At 71.2% G+C, this 20,859-nt stretch carries 14 protein-coding genes, 1 tRNA gene and 3 pseudogenes; 13 read left to right on the top strand and 5 right to left on the bottom strand.

Features of this window, described 5'->3' with window-relative positions; genetic code table 11:
• Window positions 1-155: 155 nt before the first annotated feature.
• Window positions 156-3,245, bottom strand: a complete 3,090-nt coding sequence (locus O7619_RS15725) for a discoidin domain-containing protein (protein WP_282281632.1) — start codon at window positions 3,243-3,245, stop codon at window positions 156-158.
• Between the two features lie 208 nt (window positions 3,246-3,453).
• Here O7619_RS15725 and O7619_RS15720 point away from each other — a divergent pair.
• The 11 genes and pseudogenes from O7619_RS15720 to O7619_RS30165 form a co-directional block, all read left to right on the top strand.
• Window positions 3,454-4,800, top strand: a pseudogene (locus O7619_RS15720) (beta-1,3-glucanase family protein); the annotation flags it as partial.
• A 304-nt stretch (window positions 4,801-5,104) separates the two neighbouring features.
• Window positions 5,105-5,803, top strand: coding sequence for a tryptophan 2,3-dioxygenase family protein (locus O7619_RS15715; protein WP_282281630.1), 699 nt, complete (start codon window positions 5,105-5,107; stop codon window positions 5,801-5,803).
• 76 nt (window positions 5,804-5,879) lie between these two features.
• Window positions 5,880-7,139 carry a tryptophan 2,3-dioxygenase family protein gene (locus O7619_RS15710; RefSeq protein WP_282281629.1) on the top strand — a complete coding sequence of 420 codons (1,260 nt, stop codon included), beginning with the start codon at window positions 5,880-5,882 and terminating at the stop codon, window positions 7,137-7,139.
• Entirely contained in the window at window positions 7,136-8,314 is a 1,179-nt protein-coding gene (locus O7619_RS15705; protein WP_282281628.1) for an aminotransferase class V-fold PLP-dependent enzyme, read from the top strand. The genes O7619_RS15710 and O7619_RS15705 overlap by 4 nt, the downstream gene beginning before the upstream one ends.
• On the top strand, window positions 8,311-9,342 hold the full coding sequence (locus tag O7619_RS15700) for a methyltransferase (protein ID WP_282281627.1): 1,032 nt from the start codon (window positions 8,311-8,313) through the stop codon (window positions 9,340-9,342). The genes O7619_RS15705 and O7619_RS15700 overlap by 4 nt, the downstream gene beginning before the upstream one ends.
• 235 nt (window positions 9,343-9,577) lie before the next feature.
• Complete coding sequence (locus O7619_RS15695) at window positions 9,578-10,090, top strand: hypothetical protein (RefSeq protein ID WP_282281626.1); 513 nt, start codon at window positions 9,578-9,580, stop codon at window positions 10,088-10,090.
• 210 nt (window positions 10,091-10,300) lie between these two features.
• Window positions 10,301-11,326 (top strand): trypsin-like peptidase domain-containing protein, encoded by a 1,026-nt coding sequence (locus O7619_RS15690; RefSeq protein ID WP_282281625.1) that lies wholly within the window; start codon window positions 10,301-10,303, stop codon window positions 11,324-11,326.
• Between the two features lie 261 nt (window positions 11,327-11,587).
• A complete protein-coding gene (locus O7619_RS15685; RefSeq protein WP_282288844.1) occupies window positions 11,588-12,391 on the top strand; it encodes a c-type cytochrome in 804 nt (267 codons plus the stop codon).
• Window positions 12,388-13,473 carry a Rieske 2Fe-2S domain-containing protein gene (locus tag O7619_RS15680; protein ID WP_282281623.1) on the top strand — a complete coding sequence of 362 codons (1,086 nt, stop codon included), beginning with the start codon at window positions 12,388-12,390 and terminating at the stop codon, window positions 13,471-13,473. The genes O7619_RS15685 and O7619_RS15680 overlap by 4 nt, the downstream gene beginning before the upstream one ends.
• A complete protein-coding gene (locus tag O7619_RS15675; protein ID WP_282281622.1) occupies window positions 13,473-14,231 on the top strand; it encodes a hypothetical protein in 759 nt (252 codons plus the stop codon). The genes O7619_RS15680 and O7619_RS15675 overlap by 1 nt, the downstream gene beginning before the upstream one ends.
• Window positions 14,232-14,251: 20 nt before the next feature.
• A pseudogene (locus tag O7619_RS30165) lies at window positions 14,252-14,446 on the top strand (IS5/IS1182 family transposase); the annotation flags it as partial.
• 55 nt (window positions 14,447-14,501) lie between these two features.
• Here O7619_RS30165 and O7619_RS15670 read toward each other — a convergent pair.
• From O7619_RS15670 to O7619_RS15660, 3 genes and pseudogenes are all read right to left on the bottom strand, one after another.
• A pseudogene (locus O7619_RS15670) lies at window positions 14,502-14,624 on the bottom strand (IS701 family transposase); the annotation flags it as partial.
• Between the two features lie 238 nt (window positions 14,625-14,862).
• The gene (locus O7619_RS15665; protein ID WP_282281621.1) at window positions 14,863-17,694 is read right to left on the bottom strand and encodes a right-handed parallel beta-helix repeat-containing protein; all 2,832 of its coding nucleotides are present in this window, start codon (window positions 17,692-17,694) and stop codon (window positions 14,863-14,865) included.
• Window positions 17,691-18,884 (bottom strand): hypothetical protein, encoded by a 1,194-nt coding sequence (locus tag O7619_RS15660; protein ID WP_282281620.1) that lies wholly within the window; start codon window positions 18,882-18,884, stop codon window positions 17,691-17,693. Before O7619_RS15660 ends, O7619_RS15665 begins: the two co-directional genes overlap by 4 nt.
• Before the next feature lie 327 nt (window positions 18,885-19,211).
• On the opposite strand from O7619_RS15660, the gene O7619_RS15655 reads away from it, so the two are divergent.
• Both O7619_RS15655 and O7619_RS15650 read left to right on the top strand, forming a co-directional pair.
• Complete coding sequence (locus O7619_RS15655) at window positions 19,212-19,346, top strand: hypothetical protein (RefSeq protein WP_282281619.1); 135 nt, start codon at window positions 19,212-19,214, stop codon at window positions 19,344-19,346.
• 642 nt (window positions 19,347-19,988) lie between these two features.
• Entirely contained in the window at window positions 19,989-20,411 is a 423-nt protein-coding gene (locus tag O7619_RS15650) for a DUF6086 family protein (RefSeq protein ID WP_282281618.1), read from the top strand.
• Window positions 20,412-20,768: 357 nt separating this feature from the next.
• Here the strand turns inward: O7619_RS15650 and O7619_RS15645 are convergent.
• Window positions 20,769-20,842 (bottom strand) — tRNA-Pro (locus tag O7619_RS15645).
• Window positions 20,843-20,859: the final 17 nt, after the last annotated feature.

The following is a 20,859-nucleotide window of genomic DNA, read 5'->3' as shown; positions in this document are numbered from 1 at the left end:
TATTGTGCGCTGAGGCTACTAAGTGCCCCGTCATCCGTCAATGACCTCGCTGCCAGCGCGAGCGCCGGACGGCAGGGCGACTTTCCGACCCGGACGGCCCCGAAAGTTTCGGAACAAGCGGCCCGCCGGAGGCGGCGCGGTCGCGCACGCCGGCCTCAGAATCCGGTCAACCCGGCGCCGTACGGGTAGAGCGGGTTGCCGTACGTCGTCGCCGGTGGCTGGTCGGCGTCGATCGAGGCCCGGATCCGCGACCGCTCGGCCGCGGTCGCGCCCAGGTCGTACGGCAGGTCCCACGCCTCGACGGCGTCGGCCGGGGTGTCGGTGCCGCCCGGACGCAGCACGTCGGACAGGGTGCGGGGCAACTGCCAGGGCAGCTTGCCGCGCGGCTGGTAGTCGCCGAAGAGCAGGCCGGCCAGGGCCGGGCCCATCTCCTCACCGCCCCGGTAGGTGACCACGATCGCGCTGGCCAGGTCCCGCCACTCGGTGATGACGTAGGGCCGCGGCAGGACCAGCGCCACCACCACCGGGATGCCCCGGGCGCGGAACTTCTGGATCACCGCGAGCTGGTCCGGCGGCAGGTAGGGCTGTTCCTTCGGCCAGTTCGTCGCGTGGGTGTAGGAGGCCTCGCCGACCGCGACGACCGCCAGCTTCGGGTTCGGGCTGTCGTCCTGGTGGACGGTCACCCCGGACTGCGCGGCCCGGGCGCGGACCGCGTCCAGGATCGTCTGCGACCCGTACTCGGCGTGGAAGAAGCTCGTCCACACGCAGCAGGAGCCGCCGTCGGCCGCGCGGGGACCGGCGACCACGATGTCGTCACCGGCGGCCAGCCGCACCGGTAGCGTGCCGGCGTCGTTCTTCAGCAGGGTCATCGACTCCCGCGCGGCCTGGTTGGCCAGCGCGGTGTACGCCGGCTGGTGGAAGCGGTACGGGCCGTTGACCGGATCGCCGTACGGGGCCTCGAAGATGCCGAGTTGGAACTTCACCCGCAGCACCCGCCGGACCGCGTCGTCGATCCGCGACGCCGGCACGTTCGCCACGAAGTCGGCGATCGAGAAGCCGGCCGCGCCCGGGTCGGCGCCGCCCATCACGTCGGAGCCGGCCTTCGCCGCGCCGATCCAGGATCCCGAGGGCAGCCAGTCGGTGGTGATCAGGCCCTGGTAGCCGAGATTCTGCCGCAGGTAGGCGAGGATCTTGGCACTGTCCCCGGCACCGGGGCCGCCCGGGTCGAGCAGCGAGCTGCCCGCGTAGCCGGGCATGATGTTGACCGCGCCCGCCTCCATCGCCGCGCGGAACGGGATCATGTGGTATTTGATCGTCACGCTGTCGTAGACGATCAGCGCCTCGCCGCCCGCGCCCTCGCCCGGCCAGTGCTTGACCGTCGCCAGCACGGAGTGCGGGTTCAGCTCCGGGCCGCCCTGGAGGCCGGCCACCAGGGCGCGCACCTGGGCGGCGGCGACCTGCGCGTTCTCCCCGTTGCCCTCCTGGATGCGGGGGTAGATCACCTTGGTGCCGACCTCGGCCAGCGGACCGAGCACGCCGCGCGTGCCGACCTCCACCTGTTCCCGCCGCTGCACGTCGCCGAGCTGGTAGTCGAGCGGGTAGTTCTTCGCGGCGGCGAGCGCGCTCTGCATCGGGTAGGTCGTCTGGTAGCCGTGGATGGTGTCACCCGCGGAGACGAACGGGATGCCCAGCCGGGTGCCGGCCGTGGCGAGCAGTTGCTGGTGCAGGTCCGCCGCCTGCGCGGGGCCGAAGTGCCACCCCGACCGGGGGTACGCCTGGGCGTTGTAGAAGAGCTGGTAGGCCTTCTCCTCGGGGGTCATCCGGGCGAGCAGGTCGTCCACCCGGGTCTGGACCGGCAGCCGCCAGTTCTCGTACGGCTCGATGGACCCGTTGCGGTTGAGGTCGCGGGCGCCGGCGACGACGCCGATCCCGTCGGCGACGTTTTCCAGGGTGGGCAGGTAGACGCTGAAGCGGCGGATGGTCGAGGTGACCGGGGTGCCGCCGACCGTGGTGACGTACCACTGGTAGGTCCAGCGGTCCGGCAGGTCCCAGGTGGGCGTGTAGGACGTGCCGGTCGGCTCGGCGACCTTCGTGTAGAGGTCGAGCAGGTTGCCGGTGGCGGTGAAGTCGTAGTCGGTGCGGCTGATGTTGAGCCACACCTGGTAGCGGGTCGCGCCGGCGACCGCCGTCCAGCTCAGCGTGGGTCGGCGGGTGGTGGTGACCATCGCCGCGTCGGCCGGCGCGGTCAGCGCGAACTGGTCGCGGGTCGCCGGCGGGCGGGTGGGGCCGGAGAGCAGCGGCGCGGTGGTGGCGGTGTCGTCGACGCTGCCGTACGCCTGCAACTCCCACAGCGAGTACCCGTAGCCGGTGGCCCGGGCCGTGCCGTACAGGCGCAGGTAGCGGCCGGTGCCGCTTACGGTGAGCTGTTCGGTGCCCCCACGGCCGGTGGTGGTGGCGTGGATCGTCGTCCAGGTCGACCCGTCGGTCGACGTCTCCAGCCGGTAGCCGGTGGCGTAGGCGGCCTCCCAGACGAGCACCACCCGGTTGATCGTGGCGACGCCGCCGAAGTCGACGCGGAGCCACTGCGGGTCGCTGCCGAACTGGCTCGACCAGCGGGTGGTGCTGCGGCCGTCGAGCGCGGCGGCGGGCGCGTTACCGCCCTCCCACGAGGAGGCGGTGACGGTCCGGAACTCGGAGATCGGCCGGCCGGTGGGCGGCGGGATGGTGCCGATGCTGCCGAACACCTTGAACTCCCAGAGCGAGTAGCCGTAGCCGGTGGCCCGGCCCGTGCCGTACATCCGCACGTAGCGGCCGGAGCCGGTCACCGCGAGGGTCTGCGTGCCGCCGGCCCCGGCGGTGGTCGAGTAGACGGAGGTCCACGGCCCGGAGGGCGCGGGCGCCACCTGGATCTGGAACGCGGTCGCGTAGGCCGCCTCCCAGACGAGCTGCACCTGGTCGATGGTGGCGGTCGCGCCGAGGTCGACCTGGAGCCACTGCGGGTCGGCGAAGGCGCTGGACCACCGGGTGCCGGCGTCGCCGTCGGTGGCGGCGGCGGCCGGCGTCGCCGCGCCCTCGGTCGACGAGGCGGTGGTCGGGCGGCCCTGCGAGATCAGCGGCCCGGCCGCGCCGGCGGCCGGGCCGGGCACGACGAGGTAGGTGGCGAGGAGGGCGAGCAGCGCCAGCGCCACGGCGGCCGGGCGGTGCCGGCGGCGCGCGGGGGCGGGCAGCGGTGGTGTCGTGGGCATGCGTGACTCCCGGATGGTGGTGGCGGGATCGTGCGGAGAGAGCGCCCTCGAATCCAGCGTCATCGACGTTCTTCGCTCCCGTCAACGACGTACGGAAAGTCCGGAAAAGATCATGGAGAGGGGCTTCTCCTTGACAGCGCCCGCGATGCGGGTCCACCCTCGGTGACCGAGAGAGCGCCCTCCGTCGGATCCACCGAAGGAGGCGTTCATGTCCCCCACCCCACCCGTCCCGCTCCGGCCCGCGCCGGGCCGTCCCGTCCGCCACCGCCGCCCCGGGCGTCGGTTGCTCGCCGCCGCCGCGACCGCCCTCACCCTGCTCGCCGGCGGCATGCTCGCCGACGCAGCCTCGGCCGGCGCCGACCCGGCGGTCGCCGCCTGCGGCGGCAACGCGGCAGCCGGCCGACCCGCGGTCGCCTCGTCCGTCGAGAGCGCCGCCTTCCCGGCGTCGGCCGCCGTCGACGGCGACACCGGCACCCGGTGGTCGAGCGCGTTCGCCGACCCGCAGTGGCTGCGGATCGACCTCGGCGCCACCCGGGACATCTGCCAGGTCACCCTCCGCTGGGAGGCCGCCTACGCGGTCGCCTTCCAACTCCAGACGGCCGCCACGCCGGACGGGCCGTGGACCACCGTCCACTCCACCACCACCGGCGCCGGCGGCACGCAGACCGTCGCGGTCACCGGCACCGGGCGGTACGTGCGGATGTACGGCACCGGGCGGGCCACACCCTACGGCTACTCGCTCTGGGAGATGGCGGTCGCCACCACCGGCGGCTCGACGCCACCGCCGACCACCCCGCCGCCGACCGGCGGCTTCTGGGGCGACACGACAGGCATCCCGCCGGCCCGCAACGTGCTCACCGTCAAGGTGCTCAACCGGACCAACGGCCGCTACCCCGACAGCCAGGTCTACTGGAGCTTCAACGGCCAGACGCGCTCCATCGCCGAGCAGCCCTACCTGGACATGCCGGTGAACTCGGCGGGTCGGATGTACTTCCGCCTCGGCTCGCCGACCAGCCAGTACAGCGACTTCATCGAGTTCACGGTCGGAGCGAACCAGTTCAACGGCAACACCACCCGGGTCGACGGGTTCGCTCTCAAACTGGCGATGCGGCTGCACGCCCGCGACGGCTACGACGTCGCGGTCGGCGAGAACGAGACGACCTTCGCCGAGGACCGCGCGGCGACCTTCCAGCGCTTCGCCGACGCGGTGCCGGCCGAGTTCACGCACCTGGCCAGCATCGAGGCGCCCTACCGGATCCCGGCGCCGGGAAGCTCGCCGCAGTTCCGGGCCGGCGGCCAGTACGCCGGCTACTTCACCGCGTACGCCAACTCCGTCGGGCTGCCCGCGGCCACGTCGGACATCTTCGGCTGCGCCGGGCGGTTCGCCGGCGACCCGACCGGCTGCGCGGCGCTGAACCGGCACACCGCGCAGTTGCCCCGGGCGCAGTGGGAGGACCCGACCCGCTTCTACCAGCAGTCGCCGGCCAACTGGTACGCGAAGTTCTGGCACGATCGCGCCATCGGCGGTCGCGCCTACGGCTTCCCGTACGACGACGTCGCCGACCAGTCGTCGTTCGTCTCCCACGGCGACCCGCAGTGGTTGCTCGTCGCCGTCGGCTGGTGAGCCGGTGACGGTTCCGGAACCGCCCGGCCGGTTCCGGAACCGTCCACGGTCAGGCCGCCCTCCGGCCAGCCGGCGGCCGTTCCCGCTGGCGGAAAAACGTCCGCCTCGCGCCCGTGGAACGCTCACGCCAGACGGGTGACACATTGTTGTCTGTCGTTGCATAATGTGCGCTGCACGCGCGTGATCACACCGTCGGACTCCGACATCGCGACGCCGACCGGAGGGAATCAATTCCGTGAAGCAGGACCACTCACCTGTGCTGCCCGGTGACGGCGCCACGGACTATGCGCGCTATATGCGACTGGACACGCTGCTCGACCTGCAACGGCGTCCGGCCGAGATGATCCACCGCGACGAGTTGCTCTTCCAGGTGGTGCACCAGTCCACCGAGTTGTGGCTGAAGCTCGCCGCCGCCGAGTTGACCGAGGCGGTCACCCGGCTGCGTGCCGGCGAGCTGGCGGCGACCGAGTCGCTACTGGCCCGGGCGACGCTCGGGATCCGGCTGGTCACCGACCAACTGGACATGTTCCGGCACCTGTCCCCGGCCGACTTCCAGGCCATGCAACCGGCTCTGGGCAGGGGATCCGGGGCGGAGTCACCCGGCTGGCGGCAGGTCCAGGTCGCCAGCCGACAGCTCGGTCGGGCATTCACCGAGCACCTCGAAGCCCAGGGCATCGCCCCGGCCACGCTGGGTCGGCCGGATCCCGCCGACCCCGTCCAGCGGCTCGCCGAGGCGCTCGTCGAGTGGGACGAGCGGGTGTCGCTGTGGCGGACACGGCACTACCGGGTCGCCCTGCGGGTCGGGGGCCACGATCCCGGCGGCGCCGAGGCGACGATGCTCGCCAAGCTCGTCGGACACCGCTTCTTCCCGGAACTGTGGCGGGCCCGCCTGAAGCCCGCCGTCGGACCCGAATCACCGGCCGGTCACCGTTGACAATCCTCGTTCACCAGTAATTGTCAATTCCTCCTCACCCGCCTGCGTGGCGACCAAAATGTCGAGGTGCGGCGTCGTGCGTGAACTGACGAGTTGGCTGTCCGGCGGCGGTGCCACCGGCAGTTTTCCGTACTCGGCCGTGCTGGCGGAGTTTCACCGAGCCGGTAAACACTTCGTCGAAAAGGAAGTGCTCGCCCTGCTCGACCAGGCCCGTACCCGGTTGACCGCGCGGGAGCCGCACGCCCGCCTGCTGGGTGACTTCCTCGACGTCGCGCTCGACAAGTGGGACGGCCGGTACGACTACCGCAGCTACCTCGCGCTGCGACTGCTCCGGCTGCCCGGCGGGGACGACGCCACCGTCGGGTCCGACGCCGACCGGTCCGCGGCCCGCCGGGACACCGACCGGCTCCTCGTCCGCCTGGTCGCCGACGCGCTGGCCTTCGAGCTGACCGCCGCCGCCGGCGCCACCGACCTGCTGCCCGAGCGGCGCCCGAGCCGGGACGTGGCGGCCAAGCGCCACCGGCTCGGCGTACGGGCCGTCGCGCCCGCCCTCGCCCGGCTGGGCATCGCCGCGACCGTCCCCGACCCCGCGGCGGCGACCCCGGACGAGCTGCGCGCTGTCGCCGCCGACGCCGAACCGGACGCGGATCTGATCCTGCGGCTGAGCATGCTGCCGGTGCACGTGTCACACGACGAGTACCTGTTCATCCGGGTGCTCCAGTCGTACGAGTGCCTCTTCGCTCGGATCGCCGAGGAGCTGCGCGCCACCATCGCCGCCCTGGCCACCGGCCACGCGGGACGGGCTGCCGACCGGCTGGCGTACGCCCGGGGGTCGCTCACCGCCGCCGGGCCGCTCTTCTCGCTGCTGGCCACGATGCAGCCGGAGGCGTTCCGGACGTTCCGGGAGTACACCACGGGAGCCAGCGCCATCCAGTCCCGCTCCTACAAGCTGATGGAGTCGCTGTGCCGCACGCCGGAGGGGTCGCGGTTGGACTCGGCCGCGTACCGCCAGGTGCCGGAGGTACGCGACCTGGTGCACGCCGGGCAACCGTCGATCGACGACGCGTACCGCACGGCGGTGCGGGACGGCCTGCTCGCCGCGCCCGACGGCGAGCGGGTCGAGCGGGAGATGCGGTCCTTCGCCGCCGCGGTGCTCCAGTGGCGGCGCACGCACCACCGGCTCGCCACCCGGATGCTCGGCCCCCGGCCCGGCACCGGCTACACGGAGGGTACGCCCTATCTGGCCGCCGTCCGGTCCATCCCGGTCTTCACCTCCGTCGCCGGCGAAACCCGACCCCCGTCCCCCACCGAGTCGACCGGAGGCAGCCCCGAGTGAGCGCACCGCACCGGAACACCGACCCCGACACGCCCGCGTGCCTCGACACCACCGCGCACGCCGCGCTGCGCGCCGAGTTCCCCCTGCTGAGCACCGGCGTCTACCTGAACAACAACTCGACGGGCGCGGTGCCGCGGGGCGCGGAGCGGGTGCTCACCGACTACTGGCGGACGCTGCGGAGTTGGCGGGACGAGGTATGGCAGGACTGGCACGTCGGCCTCGACCGGTACGCCGACTCGGTCGCCGCGTTCATCGGCGCGCCGGCGGGCAGTGTGGTCACCGACGCGAACCTGAGCACCCTGCTCGCCCGGGTCGCGTCCTGTTTCGACTACCGCCCGCCACGGAACCGGATCGTCACCACCGACCTGGAGTATCCGACGGTGCCGTTCATCTGGAACGCGTTCCGCCGGTACGGCGCCCGGCTCGACGTGGTCGGCTCCGGCGGCCCGCGGTTCGACGAGGACGCCGTCGAGGCACGGATCGACGAACGGACGCTGCTGGTGTGCGTCCCGCACGCCAGTTTCTCCTCGGGAGCCACCATCGACCTGCCCCGGCTGGTGCGGCGTGCCCACGACGTCGGCGCGCTGGTGGTCGTCGACGCCTTCCAGAGCATCGGGGTCATGCCGCTGGACGTGACCGCGCTCGGCGTCGACGTGGTCCTCGGCGGCGCCCACAAGTGGCTCTGCGGCGTCGGCACCGCCTTCTGCTACGTACGCCCGGATCTGGTGCCGGACCTGGAGCCGGCGGCGACCGGCTGGCAGGCCGGGGACCGGGCCTTCACGTTCCAACCGTCGACCGGCTGGGCCGACCGGGCCCGACGGTTCGCCGGTGGGACGCCGTTCCCGCTGACCTCGCTGATCTCCCAGGTCGGTCTGGACCTGCTGGCGGGTGTGGGCGCCGGCGCGATCCGGCGGCACTCGCTCGCCTGCACCGATCGGATCCTGGAGCGGGCCGCGGCGGCCGGCATCGACGTGGTCAGCCCGACCGAGCCGCACCGGCGCGGCGGCGTCGTGTGCCTGGACGTCCCCGACGGCGAGGCCGTCAAACGACGGCTGGTGGCGCGCGACATGGTCTGTAGCTGGCGGGGCTACCTGCGGGTCGGCCCGCACGTCTACAACACCCTCGACGAGATCGACACGTTCATGGACGCCCTGGAAGAGGAGCTGAAGCGGTGACTGTCACGCTGTCCCCCCGTGCGCTGATGAGTCTGCTCGCCAACGGGCCGAAAGCCATGGACGTGCTGGAGACCGCGCTCGACACGGGCCTGCTCGACGCCCTCGATCCCGGGCCGGCGCGCCTCGGTGAGCTGGCCGACCGGTTCGACCTGCGCCCCCTGCGGCTCTACAAGTTCCTCGACTGCCTGGAGAGCCTCGGTCTCGTCGAGCGCAGCGAGCCGGGCGACGACATCACGACGGCCTCGTACCGCGCGGCGCCCGGCCTGCGGGACGCCGTCACGGCGGTCGTCGGCCCCGGCGCCGTCGAACGGGACCGGGACCGTTACCCCTGGCGGCTGCTGCACGGGCGGCTGGCCGAGAGCCTGCGCGGCGACGTGAGCATGAGCGACGACGACTTCGCCTGGCCCCCGAAGACCGACGGGCAGACCGCCGACTTCGAACGCAGCATGGCCGTCGGCCTCGGCCCGGTGATCGAGACGACGCACCGCAACGCCGGCCGGCTGTGGTCGGACCGGCACCGCCTGCTGGACGTCGGCGGCGGTGACGGCACGCTCGCCGCGCACATCCTCGACGACGCGCCGGGGCTGCGGGTCGACGTCTACAACCTGCCGGCGGTGGCACCGCTGGTGGAGGCCACCCGGACCCGCACCGGGCATGGCGACCGGCTGGGCTTCGTCGCCGGCGACTTCCTCGCCGAGCCGCTGCCCACCGGCTACGACGCCATGGCGTTCGTCCGGGTGCTGCACGACTGGCCGAACGACGTCGCCCGCCGCCTGGTCGAGAAGGCGTACGCGGCCCTCGACCCGGGCGGGCTGCTGGTGATCTGCGAGGAGTTCCGCACCCCGGACCGCCTGGCGATGCAGTTCTTCTGGAGCTACTTCCTGATCGGTGTCGACAGTTGCGTCAGCCGGCTGCGGGAGGTCGAGTTCTACACCAGTCTGCTCAAGGAGGTCGGTTTCGACCGGGTGGCCGTGCTGCTCGGCGGCTGGGAACTGGTCTGCGGATACAAGCCGGTGGCCGGGGTGTGACCCGCCGGATCGACTGGTCGGGACAGCTCGCGCGGCATTCGCACCGCGTGAACGGCTCGTGGGCCGGTTCACATCTCCACAGACGAATTACGCCTTGATCACAGTCGGGGTGTGCGCCATCACGCACCTGACGTCGCCACGGCAGGGGCGTGCGATGTCACGGCCTCTTCGGCACGTGATCGCTCACCAAGGCGGGTAGCGGCCCGGTGAGAACGGTGGACGAAAGGAGATCATGATGAACAACATCGGACGCCCGGCCTCGCGTACGCTGGCCGCCACGCTCCTGGCCTCGTCGCTGCTGGTTACCGGCTGCGGGAACGACGACACCGACGCCGCACCGGCCGCCACCACGACTGGAACGGCAGACCTGCCCGCCACCACGAACGCCGTTGACGACTATTTCAGCGAGGCCTCGTATATCGGCAAGCCGGTGATGGTCAGCGGCAAGGTGACCCGGGTCATCGCTCCCTCGGTCTTCGTGATCGACGCCACCACGTACGGCGACGATTCGGTGCTGGTGGTCGCCTCGGACCCGATGAACGTGGACCTGGGCACGCAGACACAGGTCTCCGGCGTGGTCGGCCGATTCGCCTACAACGATGTCGCCGCCGATCACGAGCTGGGTGGTGACATCAACGCCTACGTCCCGTACCGGGACGAACTGTTCCTCCTCGTGGACGAGGACGGCGCCTCCGGGGCCGGCAACCCGACGGGCGGCCCCACCTCGGCCGCCTCCATCAGTTTCTGACCCCACCAGATGCCCGGCCGGCGCAGGTCCTCGCCGGTCGGGCACGTCGAGGCGCAGGGAAAACGACAGTTCGATGACGACCCGCATTCACCCTCGTAACAACCGGCCGGATCGACGTCGTACGGCGTTTGCCGGCGAAAACCCCGGGTAGCGGCTGGCCGAGGGCCGACGAGGTACGTCGCATCACCGGCACCGTGGGAGGGCAGAGACGTGGGACACAGAGCGCGCCGGGCGGCGCTGATCGGCAGCGTGACGCTGCTGGCCGTGACAGTCGGCTGCACGGCAGACCGCAACGCCGAAGCGACGTCCCCCGCCACACCGGCGGTCACGTCCGCGCCGGCCAACGCCGGCCTGCCGCAGGTCGTCGCACGACTGCAACCCTCCGTGGTCACTGTCCGGACCGACGCGGGCCTCGGCTCCGGCGTGGTCTTCCGCGACGGTGGGTTGGTGCTGACCAACGAACACGTCGTGGGCGAACAGAAGGACGTGGAACTCGCCCTCGCCGACGGCACCCGGACACCCGCCCGGGTCGTCGCCGCCGACGCCGTCACCGACCTCGCCGTCCTGCGCGCGCAGCGCACCGACCTGCCCCCAGCGCCGCTGCGCACCGAACTGCCGCCACCGGGCGAACCGGTCATCGCGCTTGGCAGCCCACTGGGCTTCCTCAACAGCGTCACCGCGGGCATCGTCTCCGGCGTCGGCCGGGAGATTCCCGGATCCGCCACCCAGGGCAACGCCCTGGTCGACCTGATCCAGACCGACGCCGCGATCTCCCCCGGCAACTCCGGCGGCGCGCTCGCCGACTACTCCGGCCGCGTCCTCGGCATCAACGACGCCTACCTGCCCCCGCAGACCGGGGCCGTCTCGATCGGGTTCGCCATCCCCGCCGCCACCGCCGTCGACATCGCCGACGACCTGCTGGACGACGGCAAGGTCACGCAGCCCTACCTCGGCTTGGCGGTGGCCCGGCTCACCCCGCAGATCGCCCGGTCTCTCGGCGCCGCCACCGACCGCGGCGTACTGGTCCGGGACGTCGCCGGCGACGGCCCGTCGGCCAAGGCAGGCCTACGGCCGGGCGACATCGTCACCGAACTGGCCGGCGAACGCACCGACACCCTGGAGGCGTTCCTCGGCGCCCTACGCGCGGTCGAACCCGGCCAACGCGTCCCCGTCACCTACCTGCGCGGCACCGACACCCGCCGCACGACCGTCACGCCGACCGCCGCCACCCGCTGACCCGCCCCCGCCCCCGCCCCCGCCCCCGCCCCCGCCCACCAAGGATAGGCATCGAACATCAACGACGACGGGATCACCGTAACCGGCAGCGAGGCGAGTGACGATTGACGAAATCGGACATGGACGTCGTGTGCTCGCCATAATGTGGGACCGATCAGTGTGTCCGACGCACCGGCACCCAACGTCCCGTGCACCGCACACTTTCGAGGAGACGGCGTGAGTTCCGACGATCACCGCCGGTCACCGTCGCGTCGGCGACCGATACGCAGCCGGTTACGCCCTCCCGTGCGGGGCGGAGTCGGCCGCCGGGTCGGTGCGTTGCTGCGGCTGCTGACCGCGCTGGTGCTGGCCGGCGGGGCGTACGCGGCGCTCGCGCCCGCCGCCCGTGCCCAGGACACGGACCGGTTCAGCGGCGCCGCCGCCGAGGGCGAGGCGTTGTTCAACGTCGGCTGCATCACCTGCCACGGCCGCAACGGTGGAGGTGTGGAAGGACGGGGGCCGAGCCTGGTCGGAGTGGGTGCCGCGTCGGTCGAGTTCCAGGTGGGCACCGGCCGGATGCCGCTGGCGCGGCAGGAGGCCCAGGCGATGCGCAAGCCGCCGCAGTACAGCGACGACGAGATCCGCCAGTTGGCCGCGTACGTGCAGGAACTCGGCGGCGGACCCGTGGTCCCCGACAACGTCGGGAGCCGAGCCGGCAAGGCGGATCTGGCCCGGGGCGGGGAGCTGTTCCGGATCAACTGCTCGCAGTGCCACGCGTTCGGCGGCGGCGGAGGGGCCCTCTCCTCGGGCAAGTACGCCCCCAGCCTGTATCCGGCGTCGAGCCGCACGATCTACGCGGCCATGCTCAGCGGCCCGCAGAACATGCCGGTGTTCGGCGACACTCAGCTCACACCCGAGCAGAAAACGGACATCATCGCCTACATCCAGCAGGTCGTCCAAGACGACCGCGACCCCGGTGGGTTCAACCTGGGCCGCTACGGCCCGTCCACCGAGGGGCTGGCGATCTTCCTGGTCGGTGTCGTCGCCCTGGTGTTCGCCAGTCTGTGGATCGCGGGCAAATCATGAACGCCCGCACGGAACCTCAGGATTCCCACCGCGTCGACGTCCACGACCCGACACTCTCGCGCTTCGAGGTGGTCCGCGAGGGCGCACGCCGCGACGACATCGAGATCGTCCACTACGAGCCGCAGGTGTCCCCGGGCTCCAAGGCCGAGCGGCGGGTGAGCCGGACGGTAGCCTCGCTGTTCCTGGTGGCGGGCCTGGCCGCCACCGCCTTCCTCGTGGTCTACATCTGGTGGCCGTGGCGCTACCGTCTCGTGGGCGGCATCGAGGAGTTCTACACGCCGCTTCTCGGGCTGACCCTCGGCGTGGCGCTGCTCGCGGTGGGCTTCGGGATCCTGGTGTGGGGCAAGAAGCTGCTGCCCAAGGAGGTGTCGGTGCAGGACCGGCACGACGCGCCGTCCTCCGCCGAGGACCGGCGCATCACCGGTCAGACCCTGCGCTACCTCGGCGACGAACTCGGTGTCAAACGACGGCCGCTGCTCGGAGTGTCCCTGCTCGCGGGCCTGGTGCCGGTCGGGGTAGTCGTCGCCGCGCCCCTGGTCGGCGGTCTGATCAGGGATCCCCACGACGACCGGGAACTGTTCCGCACCGGCTTCGCCCCCGCCGACGACGACGGCGTTGTCACCAGGATCCGCCTGGTCCGGGAGGACGGGCGACCGATCCGCCCGTCGGACATCCTGCCCGGAGGACAGGTCACCGCCTTCCCCGGCATCCCGCACGGCGTCAGCAACGAGTACGCCGACTCGGTCACCCTGCTCATCCACCTGCGGGCCCAGGACGCCCTTGTGGCCCGGGAGAACAACCGCGAGGCCGGCAAGCAGGACTGGATGTGGGGCGACTTCATCGCCTACTCCAAGATTTGCACCCACGCCGGCTGCCCCGCCAGCCTCTACGAACAACAGACCAACCGGCTGCTCTGCCCCTGCCACCAGTCCCAGTTCCTCATCACCGACAACGCCCGCCCCGTCTTCGGCCCCGCCAACCGACCCCTACCGCAACTACCCATCGAGGTCGACGACGGCTTCTTCGTCGCCTCCTCCGACTACCAGGCACCCATCGGCCCCGACTTCTGGGAACGCCCCTGATGAGTGCCCCACCCCCGACCCACCAGCCCCGGGCGATCCGCGTGCTCCAGCCGCTACGACGGCCCCGCGGTCGCGCGCGCACGGCGATGCTGGCCGCACTGGCGACGGCACACCTGCTTCTCGCCGCCTGCGGCGCGGGGCAGATCGCGGAGACCGCCGTGAAGGACCCCTCCATCCAGGGCGTCAACCTCGCCAGCGACAACGGTGAGTACGCCGTCCGGGGCCTGCTCCTGCCGTTCCCGGGCGTCGACGGCTACCGGGCCAGCGCGAACGCACCGCTGTACGCGGTGATCTACAACGACTCCAAGCGCCCCGTCACGGTCACCGTCACCACCCAGGACGCCCGGGACATCGTCATCGTCGGCGCGGAGCCGCCCCTGCCACCCGCGGGGGAAACACCCCCGGCGACCCGGCCTGCCTCACCACCCGGCTCCCGAGGCCCGGCCGCATCACCGACGCCCACCGCGACAACCAGCGGGCCACCGGCGATGTCGACCCCCCGGCCCGCACGCTTCGACCTGCCCCCACTCAGCTTCGTCCGATTCAACGAACAGACCGGCCGCCACTTCCAGCTTCTCGGCCTGAACGAGGCGCTGCGCTCCGGCCAGAACGCCATGGTGACCTTCGACTTCGGCAACGGCCAGCAGGTCTCCGGCCCGGCGCCGGTCGCTGCTCCCCTGACCCCGGTCGCGCCCCCACCACCGATCATCCGCCCCGGAGGCGCCGAGTCCCAGCAGGAGAACGGTCAGGGCGGCTGATCACGGCTTACCGACGCATCGACCGGACCCGTGGACCTGAGTGGGCGTACCTGCCGCCGACGTCCGCCACCTACTGCTACTTCGCATTGCGGCGTGATGACGGCACCGACCAGACGATCCATGATCTCCTGCCCTGCCGGGCGCGGGACAAGGCCGGGAGGGCGGAGGACCCGACCGCGGTGGTGCTGGACACCCAGTCGATCCGGGCGGCCAACCTCCGGCATCCTCGAACGGCTCGGCAGCCACCCGAGCAGCGAACGATCATCGATCAGCGTGACCCGCCCGTTCCGCCAGGGACCAGCAGGTCTCACGCTCCACCTCCGACAGCAGCCCCTCCACGAACTGCCCGGCCGTCCGGCGAGGCTCCGCCCACACGAACCGGACAGCGACACGCGCTGTGACACGCGGCCACCGCACGATCTTCGGTTGTCCTCACAAACCCATCGATGATCAACGCGGTGGCCGTCTTCATGCCTGCGCCACGCCGCCGAAGCGCTGCGGGGTCAGGTCGGACAGGGGACAGCACGGTTTCGCCAGGCAGTCGCCGGCCACCCGAACCTGCCGGTCCACGTGCGTCGCGGCTTACTCGCGGATTCGAGCGAGTGGGTGGAGCAAGCCAGACGAGCTGCGATCATGAAGGCGGGGCGTGGGCGCCGGGCTCGCCTGGCGGGGCCTCGATGGCCAGCCTCAGCGCCGCCTCGACCGGATAGACCGGGCAGTACAGCGGAGTGTCTGTGGCCGGCGGGGCCGCGTCCTTCGCCTCGAACGCCTTGCGGGCCCGGCCGAGGTCCGCGAGCAGGTCGGCCACTGACGGTTCCTTCTTCGGCTCCGGGGGCGCCGCCTCAACGGGTGCCTCCGTCTTCGGTGCTGTGATCGAGACGCCGAGCGCCGCCGCGGCGGCGTTGAGCCCGTCCTTCGGCATCGCGGCGGCCAGCGCCGAGAGGCGGCCGACGGCCTGGTCGGCGTACGCGGCGTCGACCGGCACCGCCGGCAGCTCGAACCGGGTTCCGGTCTGAGCGCCGAACGGGGCGTCGCGGAACACCCGGTCGCGGTTCTCGGCGTCGACGAGCACGTGGCGGCCGTCGTGGAGGTCGGCGTACAGGTTGGCGGCGAGCACGTTCCCGTCGAGCAGCAGGTTCTGGCCGGGCACGGTCGCGCGGACGGCGATGCTGTCGGCGAAGGCGAGCACGTTGGCCTCGACCCGCATGACACCCCGGCCGGAGATGTCCAGCAGGCAACCGGCCGTGGACTGCCCGGTCGAGGCCCGGCCGGTGGGGTCGGCGGCGAACAGGACCGTGTTGCCGCGGATGGTCCAGGGGCCCGCGCCGGGTGCCTGGATACGGACGGCGGTGCCGCTCGTGTTGACGACCACGTTGTTCTCGAACGTCCCGTACGCCGCACTGAGCTGCACGGCGCAGTACGCCGCGTTGGCGAAGACGCAGTCGCGCACGGTGATGCCGCCGCTGCCACCACGCAGGTCGAGCAGCGCCGCCGACTGGGAATGGCCCGCGTCGAGGGCGCCGCTGTCGGCGTACGCGTTGTAGGTCGCCCCGTCGAACATGAACCCGTCAAGGATGAGGCCCTCCCCCGAGTCCTCGCCGGTGAGCACCGGATCGCCGAAGATGCCCTTCGCCTTGGTCTCCGGAGTGAGCACGAAGCGCACGGGGTGTCGCCAGGGGTCGCGCGCGGCGAACTCGGCGTCCCACCCGCCCAGCAGCGTCAGGTTGCGTACGGGGATGCGCCACGTGCCCGACCGCAGGCGGCCGGTGTACTCACCTGCGGCGACGAGGATGCGGTCGCCCTCGGCGGCCTTTTCGAGGGCCTGGAACGGGTCGCGGAACGGCGCCTCCCGGCTGCCGTCCCCGCCGGAGGATCCGGCCCGCACGAACCAGTCGCGGCCGGCCGGGCGGGGCGGCTCGGGGGCCGTGACGTCGAGCACGGGCGCGAGGGAGTCGAGGACGATGGTGGCGCTCTGACGCCCGCCGGGCGGCGTGAGGCGATACGTGCCGCGGAGCAGGTACGTGGACTCGACGTCGAGGCCGCGCGAATACCGTACGGCCTCCTCGGTCTGGTGATGGACGAGGCCGTAGCGCGGGGCGAGCGCCCACCACGGGCTGTTGTCGGTGCCGGGCTCGTAGACGGCGACGCCGATGTGCGTCTCCGCGAGCTCGGGGAGGATCTGCGTGTTCTGGTCGAAGCCGACCCCGGCCCGCACCTGCACCGGGGCTCCGGCGAGCGCCGGGTCGGCCTCGTAGAGCCGCGCCCAGTCGACGGCCTGGTACGCGGGACCGGCCGGGAGCTCGGTGAACGGCTCCGGCGCCGCCAGGTCGGCGGGGTGCGCGCCGGGCGCCGCGCCGACCGCGAGGGCGAGCACCTCGGCCGGGGCGAGCCGCCGCATGACGGGCCGCTGAACATCATGGTCTGATGTGGACGGCAGCTCGCCGAGGCCGGCCGATGTCCGCAGCGCGTTGAGGGCGGCGATCGGCGGGCGCTCATACGTGACGGCGACGTCCACCGTGTACGTGTCGAGCCACGCCGCTGGGAGCCCGGTCAGCTGTGGGTCGCCGACGGTGTTGCCGGCCGCCGAGCGCAGACCGACGTCTTCGAGCTCCGCGGCGTACTCCTCGGTGAGCTCGGCCTGCGCGCCCGACACCCGGCTGCGCACGATGTCGCGCGGTGTGGCGAAGAACAGGTTGCGGTCGATGGCGATCTGCCCGACGTCGCGCAGGCAGGCGACGGCCGCGTTACCGCAGCCGACGAACACGTTGTCGGCGATCGCGGCAGCGCCGTTGACCCGTACGCCGACCGCCCGGTCGGCGCCGGAGCCGCGCGGCGGGTCGGAGTCGTCGTGGGCGAAGGCGAAGGTGTTGCGGCTGACCGCGGCCGGGGTCTCGGGGGCGCCGTCGCGGACGGTGAGCAGGCTGAGGCCGACGCAGTTGACGACGATGTTGTTCTCGAAGACCACGGAGTCGCCGCCGAGATCGACGGCGCCGGAGCTGCCGTTGGCGAAGCAGCAGTCGCGGACGGTGATGCGCTCGCCGCGCAGGCTCACCAGCGGGCCGTCCCCGTAGGAGGCGCGCTGCAGGCCGCCCTGCTCGTCGTAGTCGTCGCGCCCGGCCCCGTCGAAGAACAGCCCGTCCAGGACGAGGCCGTCGTGGCCGCCGATGCCCTGGAGCATGTTCGGCTCGTTCGGGACGCGCAGGCCGGTCTTTGCCGCGAAGACCGTCGGTGTCTGCCAGGGGGTGCGGCGGGCGAAGTCGGGGCTGTATCCGCCGAGCAGGGTCAGCTCGGGGGTGTCGACGACCCACGAGGAGCGCTCGCCGCGCCCGGTATAGGTGCCCGCCGCGATGTGGATGCGATCGCCGGGCGCAGCCTGCCGCAGCGCGAGCCACGGGTCGTGGAACGGCCGGGCCCGGGTGCCGTCGCCGACCGGGCCGCCCGCCGCGACGAAGAGGTCGGTCATGACTTCTTCACCTCGTCGTCGGCTTCCTCCGTCTTGTCCGCGAGCAGCTTGAAGCCCACCTTGACCGCGTCTCTGACCTGTGCGAACGCGGCGAGGCCCGTCTGCTTGTAGGGTCCCTCGGCCAGGTCCTTGACGTATTCCTCCTCGGTCGCCAGCAGCGACTCCAGGGATGCCGAGGCCTTCTTCAGCTCCTCGTTGAACTTCGCCAGCGTGCCCGGATCATCGGTCAGCTGGGCGAAGGCGTTGGTGCTCTCCTTCACGAGCGTGGGGAAGAGCTCCTTGTAGAGCTTGCTGGACTGCTCCTTGGCCGCCTCGGCCCGCGTGTCAAGCCCTCGGTCGAGGACGTTCTCCTTCATCCAGTCCCAATCAGTGGCCCGGTAGTCGCCGGACGCGCCGATGCCGCGCCAGTTCCCCGCCGCCTCGGCGCCGCGGGCGAAGAGCTTGTCGATCCAGTCCTCGTCGAGCTGTTCGCGGGCCGCGGTCAGCAGCTTGATGTTGTCGACCACCGTCTGCTTCGCGGCACGCTTCTGCTTGGCCGCCATGAGGTTCTCCGCGGTGAGCTTCTCGAAGTTCTTGATCGCCTCGTTGGCGATCTCCTTGGACGACGAGTCCTTCATGAAGAGGACGATCAGGCGGGCGCCCGAGGTCGGGAGGTATTTGACGAGCAGGCTCTTGACCGTGTCCTGGATGGAGCCGAAGTTCTTGAGGAGCAGCTGCTCGACGATCGCGTCGTTGCTACGCGCGTTCTTGAGGTCCTCCTCGCACTTCTTGATCAGCGCGAGGTCGGCCTCCAGGACCTTGCTCATCAGCGTGGCGACCTCGGGGACGTCGAGCCGGGCGACCTGCGCCCAGATCTTGCGCTCCCCGGCGAGGAAGTCACGCGGGCCGACCGCGGTCCACCGTTCGTCGACGGACATCGCGTTGGCCTGGCTGTCCTCCAGCACCGACCGGATGTCCGATTCGAGGCGCTCCATCAGCGCCTCGGCCCGCTCGCAGTTGGTCTCCCACCGGTCGGTCAGGCCGTCATAGCCCGGTTGCTCCAGCTTGGAGAGCATCTCCTCGAACAGCTTCTCCCGCTCGGCGTCGAAGCGTTCCAGCAGATCCAAGACCTTGTCGAGGATGTCCTCCTCGAACCCCGTGGCGCGCATCCGCTGCTCAACGAGCTCGCGGGCGTCATCGACATCTTCCACAAATTTCAGCGTAGGAGCCCTCGGTCACCCGAGGCAGTCGTGAACCCGATCCCTGCCAGATCAAGGATCCGACCTATGCCGCCGCTCGGTGAAGACCGACTCCGGAAGTCGTCGACTCTTCGGGAGTGCACCATGTCATCCCTGTTCAGCGGACCGATACTTGGTGTTCGTATGCGTCTTGCGTCTGGCACCGGGGCGCAGCCGGCTCATAACGGCATGGGGTGCCCGCTCCGTGGCGGCCACCCCATGCCTTACCGTCCCGTGCGGTCACTCCCCCAAGAACGCACGGACGAGCCTCAGTTGCGGGCGTAGATCTCCGCGGCCGGGGTGTCCGACGTCGTGTTGGCGGCCTGGGCCGGCCACGCGGACGGCGGCACGCTGGCCAAGCGGGTCTACGTACACCCGGACAACAGCCACCTCAAGGTCGCCGCCGAGCACCTGGAATCGGGCTTATTCGGGTGACTCCCGTGACACGAAATACAGCAGTACGCCCGTACGTGATGAATTGTGAGACGGAACAGCAAGAAGGCCTCGACCCACCGAAGTGAACCAAGGCCCTGACCTGCTCTTTTACTGTCGGGACGGCCGGATTCGAACCGACGACCCCTTGCCCCCCAGGACGTCGCGGTAGGCGTCGGTGCACGTCAGCAACGGTGCGCCGGGCGGCACACCGTCGGCGGTTGCGCTGTCCGTGTCCACTCGGGTTGGACGTGTGGTCCCCAGTTGGTCCCCGGTTGCGCTGTCGGTTCCCTTCTCGCTCCAGCACGGTCAGCCGTTGGGTGTGGTCGTCCGCAGCACCTGCGGGTGCCGGCTTCCCGTCGCGCAGGCTTCGCCCTGCCGGGCCGGGCCTGCCCGGTCCAGGTGGAGCGCCCCACCGGACGTACGACCTGGACCGGGCAGGCCCGGTCTGGCTGCCTGTGGTGTGCGGCGGGTGGCACCGGACTGGCCGGGCATCCCAGAGCCGCCCGGGTCCAAGGGCGGGTAGCCCTTGCCGCCGGAGGCATGCTCCGGGTCGTAGGGCCGGAGGCCCTACCCGCCGGAGGCGAAGGGGTGTCCAGGCACTCCCGCACGACGACCTGTCGCTCAATACACGATCATGATCTCGTGAGTAAACACTTCATGATCGGCGATGAGACTCTGTGGAACCCTTCCAACGGCGTCGCCGAACTCTTCGTCCGTACTGCCGATGCTCTAGCCCAGGCGGAAGGCGTGGCGACCGGTATTGAGCCGATGCTGATCCGCGACGAATACTGGATCAACGCGGATGAATTCACCGCGTTCGTCGACGTGCTCGTCCGCCGCTACACAGGATCCCGGCATCCGATTCTCCGGTCATTGATCGAGGGGTTCACGGCCACCGCGCTCGTCATTGTTGAACGTGCCGGCCGTGACATCGGCGCGTTGAGCAACCCGTCGCTGCCTGGTTGGCAGGACGTCTCGGTTGGTGCTACCGGCCTGGCCGCGCCCGGTGATGCTGAGCGGCTCCGGGAGCTTCGGGAGGAGAGAGCCCGGGCCATGCCTTACTGATCACCGGTTGCCGAATTGGGCGGAGCCCTGGTTGTCCTCGCTGAGGACGGCCGGGGCTTCGTCGTGTTCTCTAGAGATCGCGCGCCGCCGGGGTCGCCGCGCCGGGAGCGAAGCGGCAAGGCGCGGTGTGCCCCGGCGGCGCGCAGCGGCCCGCCAGGGCCGCCTTGAAGACGTATGGAAAGTTCTCACCGGGTCGAAGCGGCGAAGCGGCGGCAAGCGTCCAAGCGGGAAGACTGATGCACAGATGCGTTGATCGTTCAACGCGGGCACAATGGCGTACGTGACGAACCCTGATCCAGACGCGGAAATGAAAAGAGGGTTCCCGCAAGTCGCTGACCTGCGGAAACCCTCTCACTGTCGGGACGGCCGGATTCGAACCGACGACCCCTTGACCCCCAGTCAAGTGCGCTACCAAACTGCGCCACGTCCCGATGCCCCCGCGTGACGT

The sequence above is a fragment of the Micromonospora sp. WMMD998 genome, assembly GCF_029581235.1.
Taxonomy (GTDB): Bacteria; Actinomycetota; Actinomycetes; order Mycobacteriales; family Micromonosporaceae; genus Micromonospora.
This window is presented reverse-complemented; position numbering and strand designations above follow the sequence as displayed.

Excerpts from the sequence above, each read along its gene's own strand:
- O7619_RS15725 (WP_282281632.1), bottom strand. The coding sequence starts at position 3,245 with ATGCCCACGACACCACCGCTGCCCGCCCCCGCGCGCCGCCGGCACCGC.
- O7619_RS15695 (WP_282281626.1), top strand. The coding sequence starts at position 9,578 with ATGAACAACATCGGACGCCCGGCCTCGCGTACGCTGGCCGCCACGCTC.
- O7619_RS15680 (WP_282281623.1), top strand. The coding sequence starts at position 12,388 with ATGAACGCCCGCACGGAACCTCAGGATTCCCACCGCGTCGACGTCCAC.
- O7619_RS15675 (WP_282281622.1), top strand. The coding sequence starts at position 13,473 with ATGAGTGCCCCACCCCCGACCCACCAGCCCCGGGCGATCCGCGTGCTC.
- O7619_RS15665 (WP_282281621.1), bottom strand. The coding sequence starts at position 17,694 with ATGACCGACCTCTTCGTCGCGGCGGGCGGCCCGGTCGGCGACGGCACC.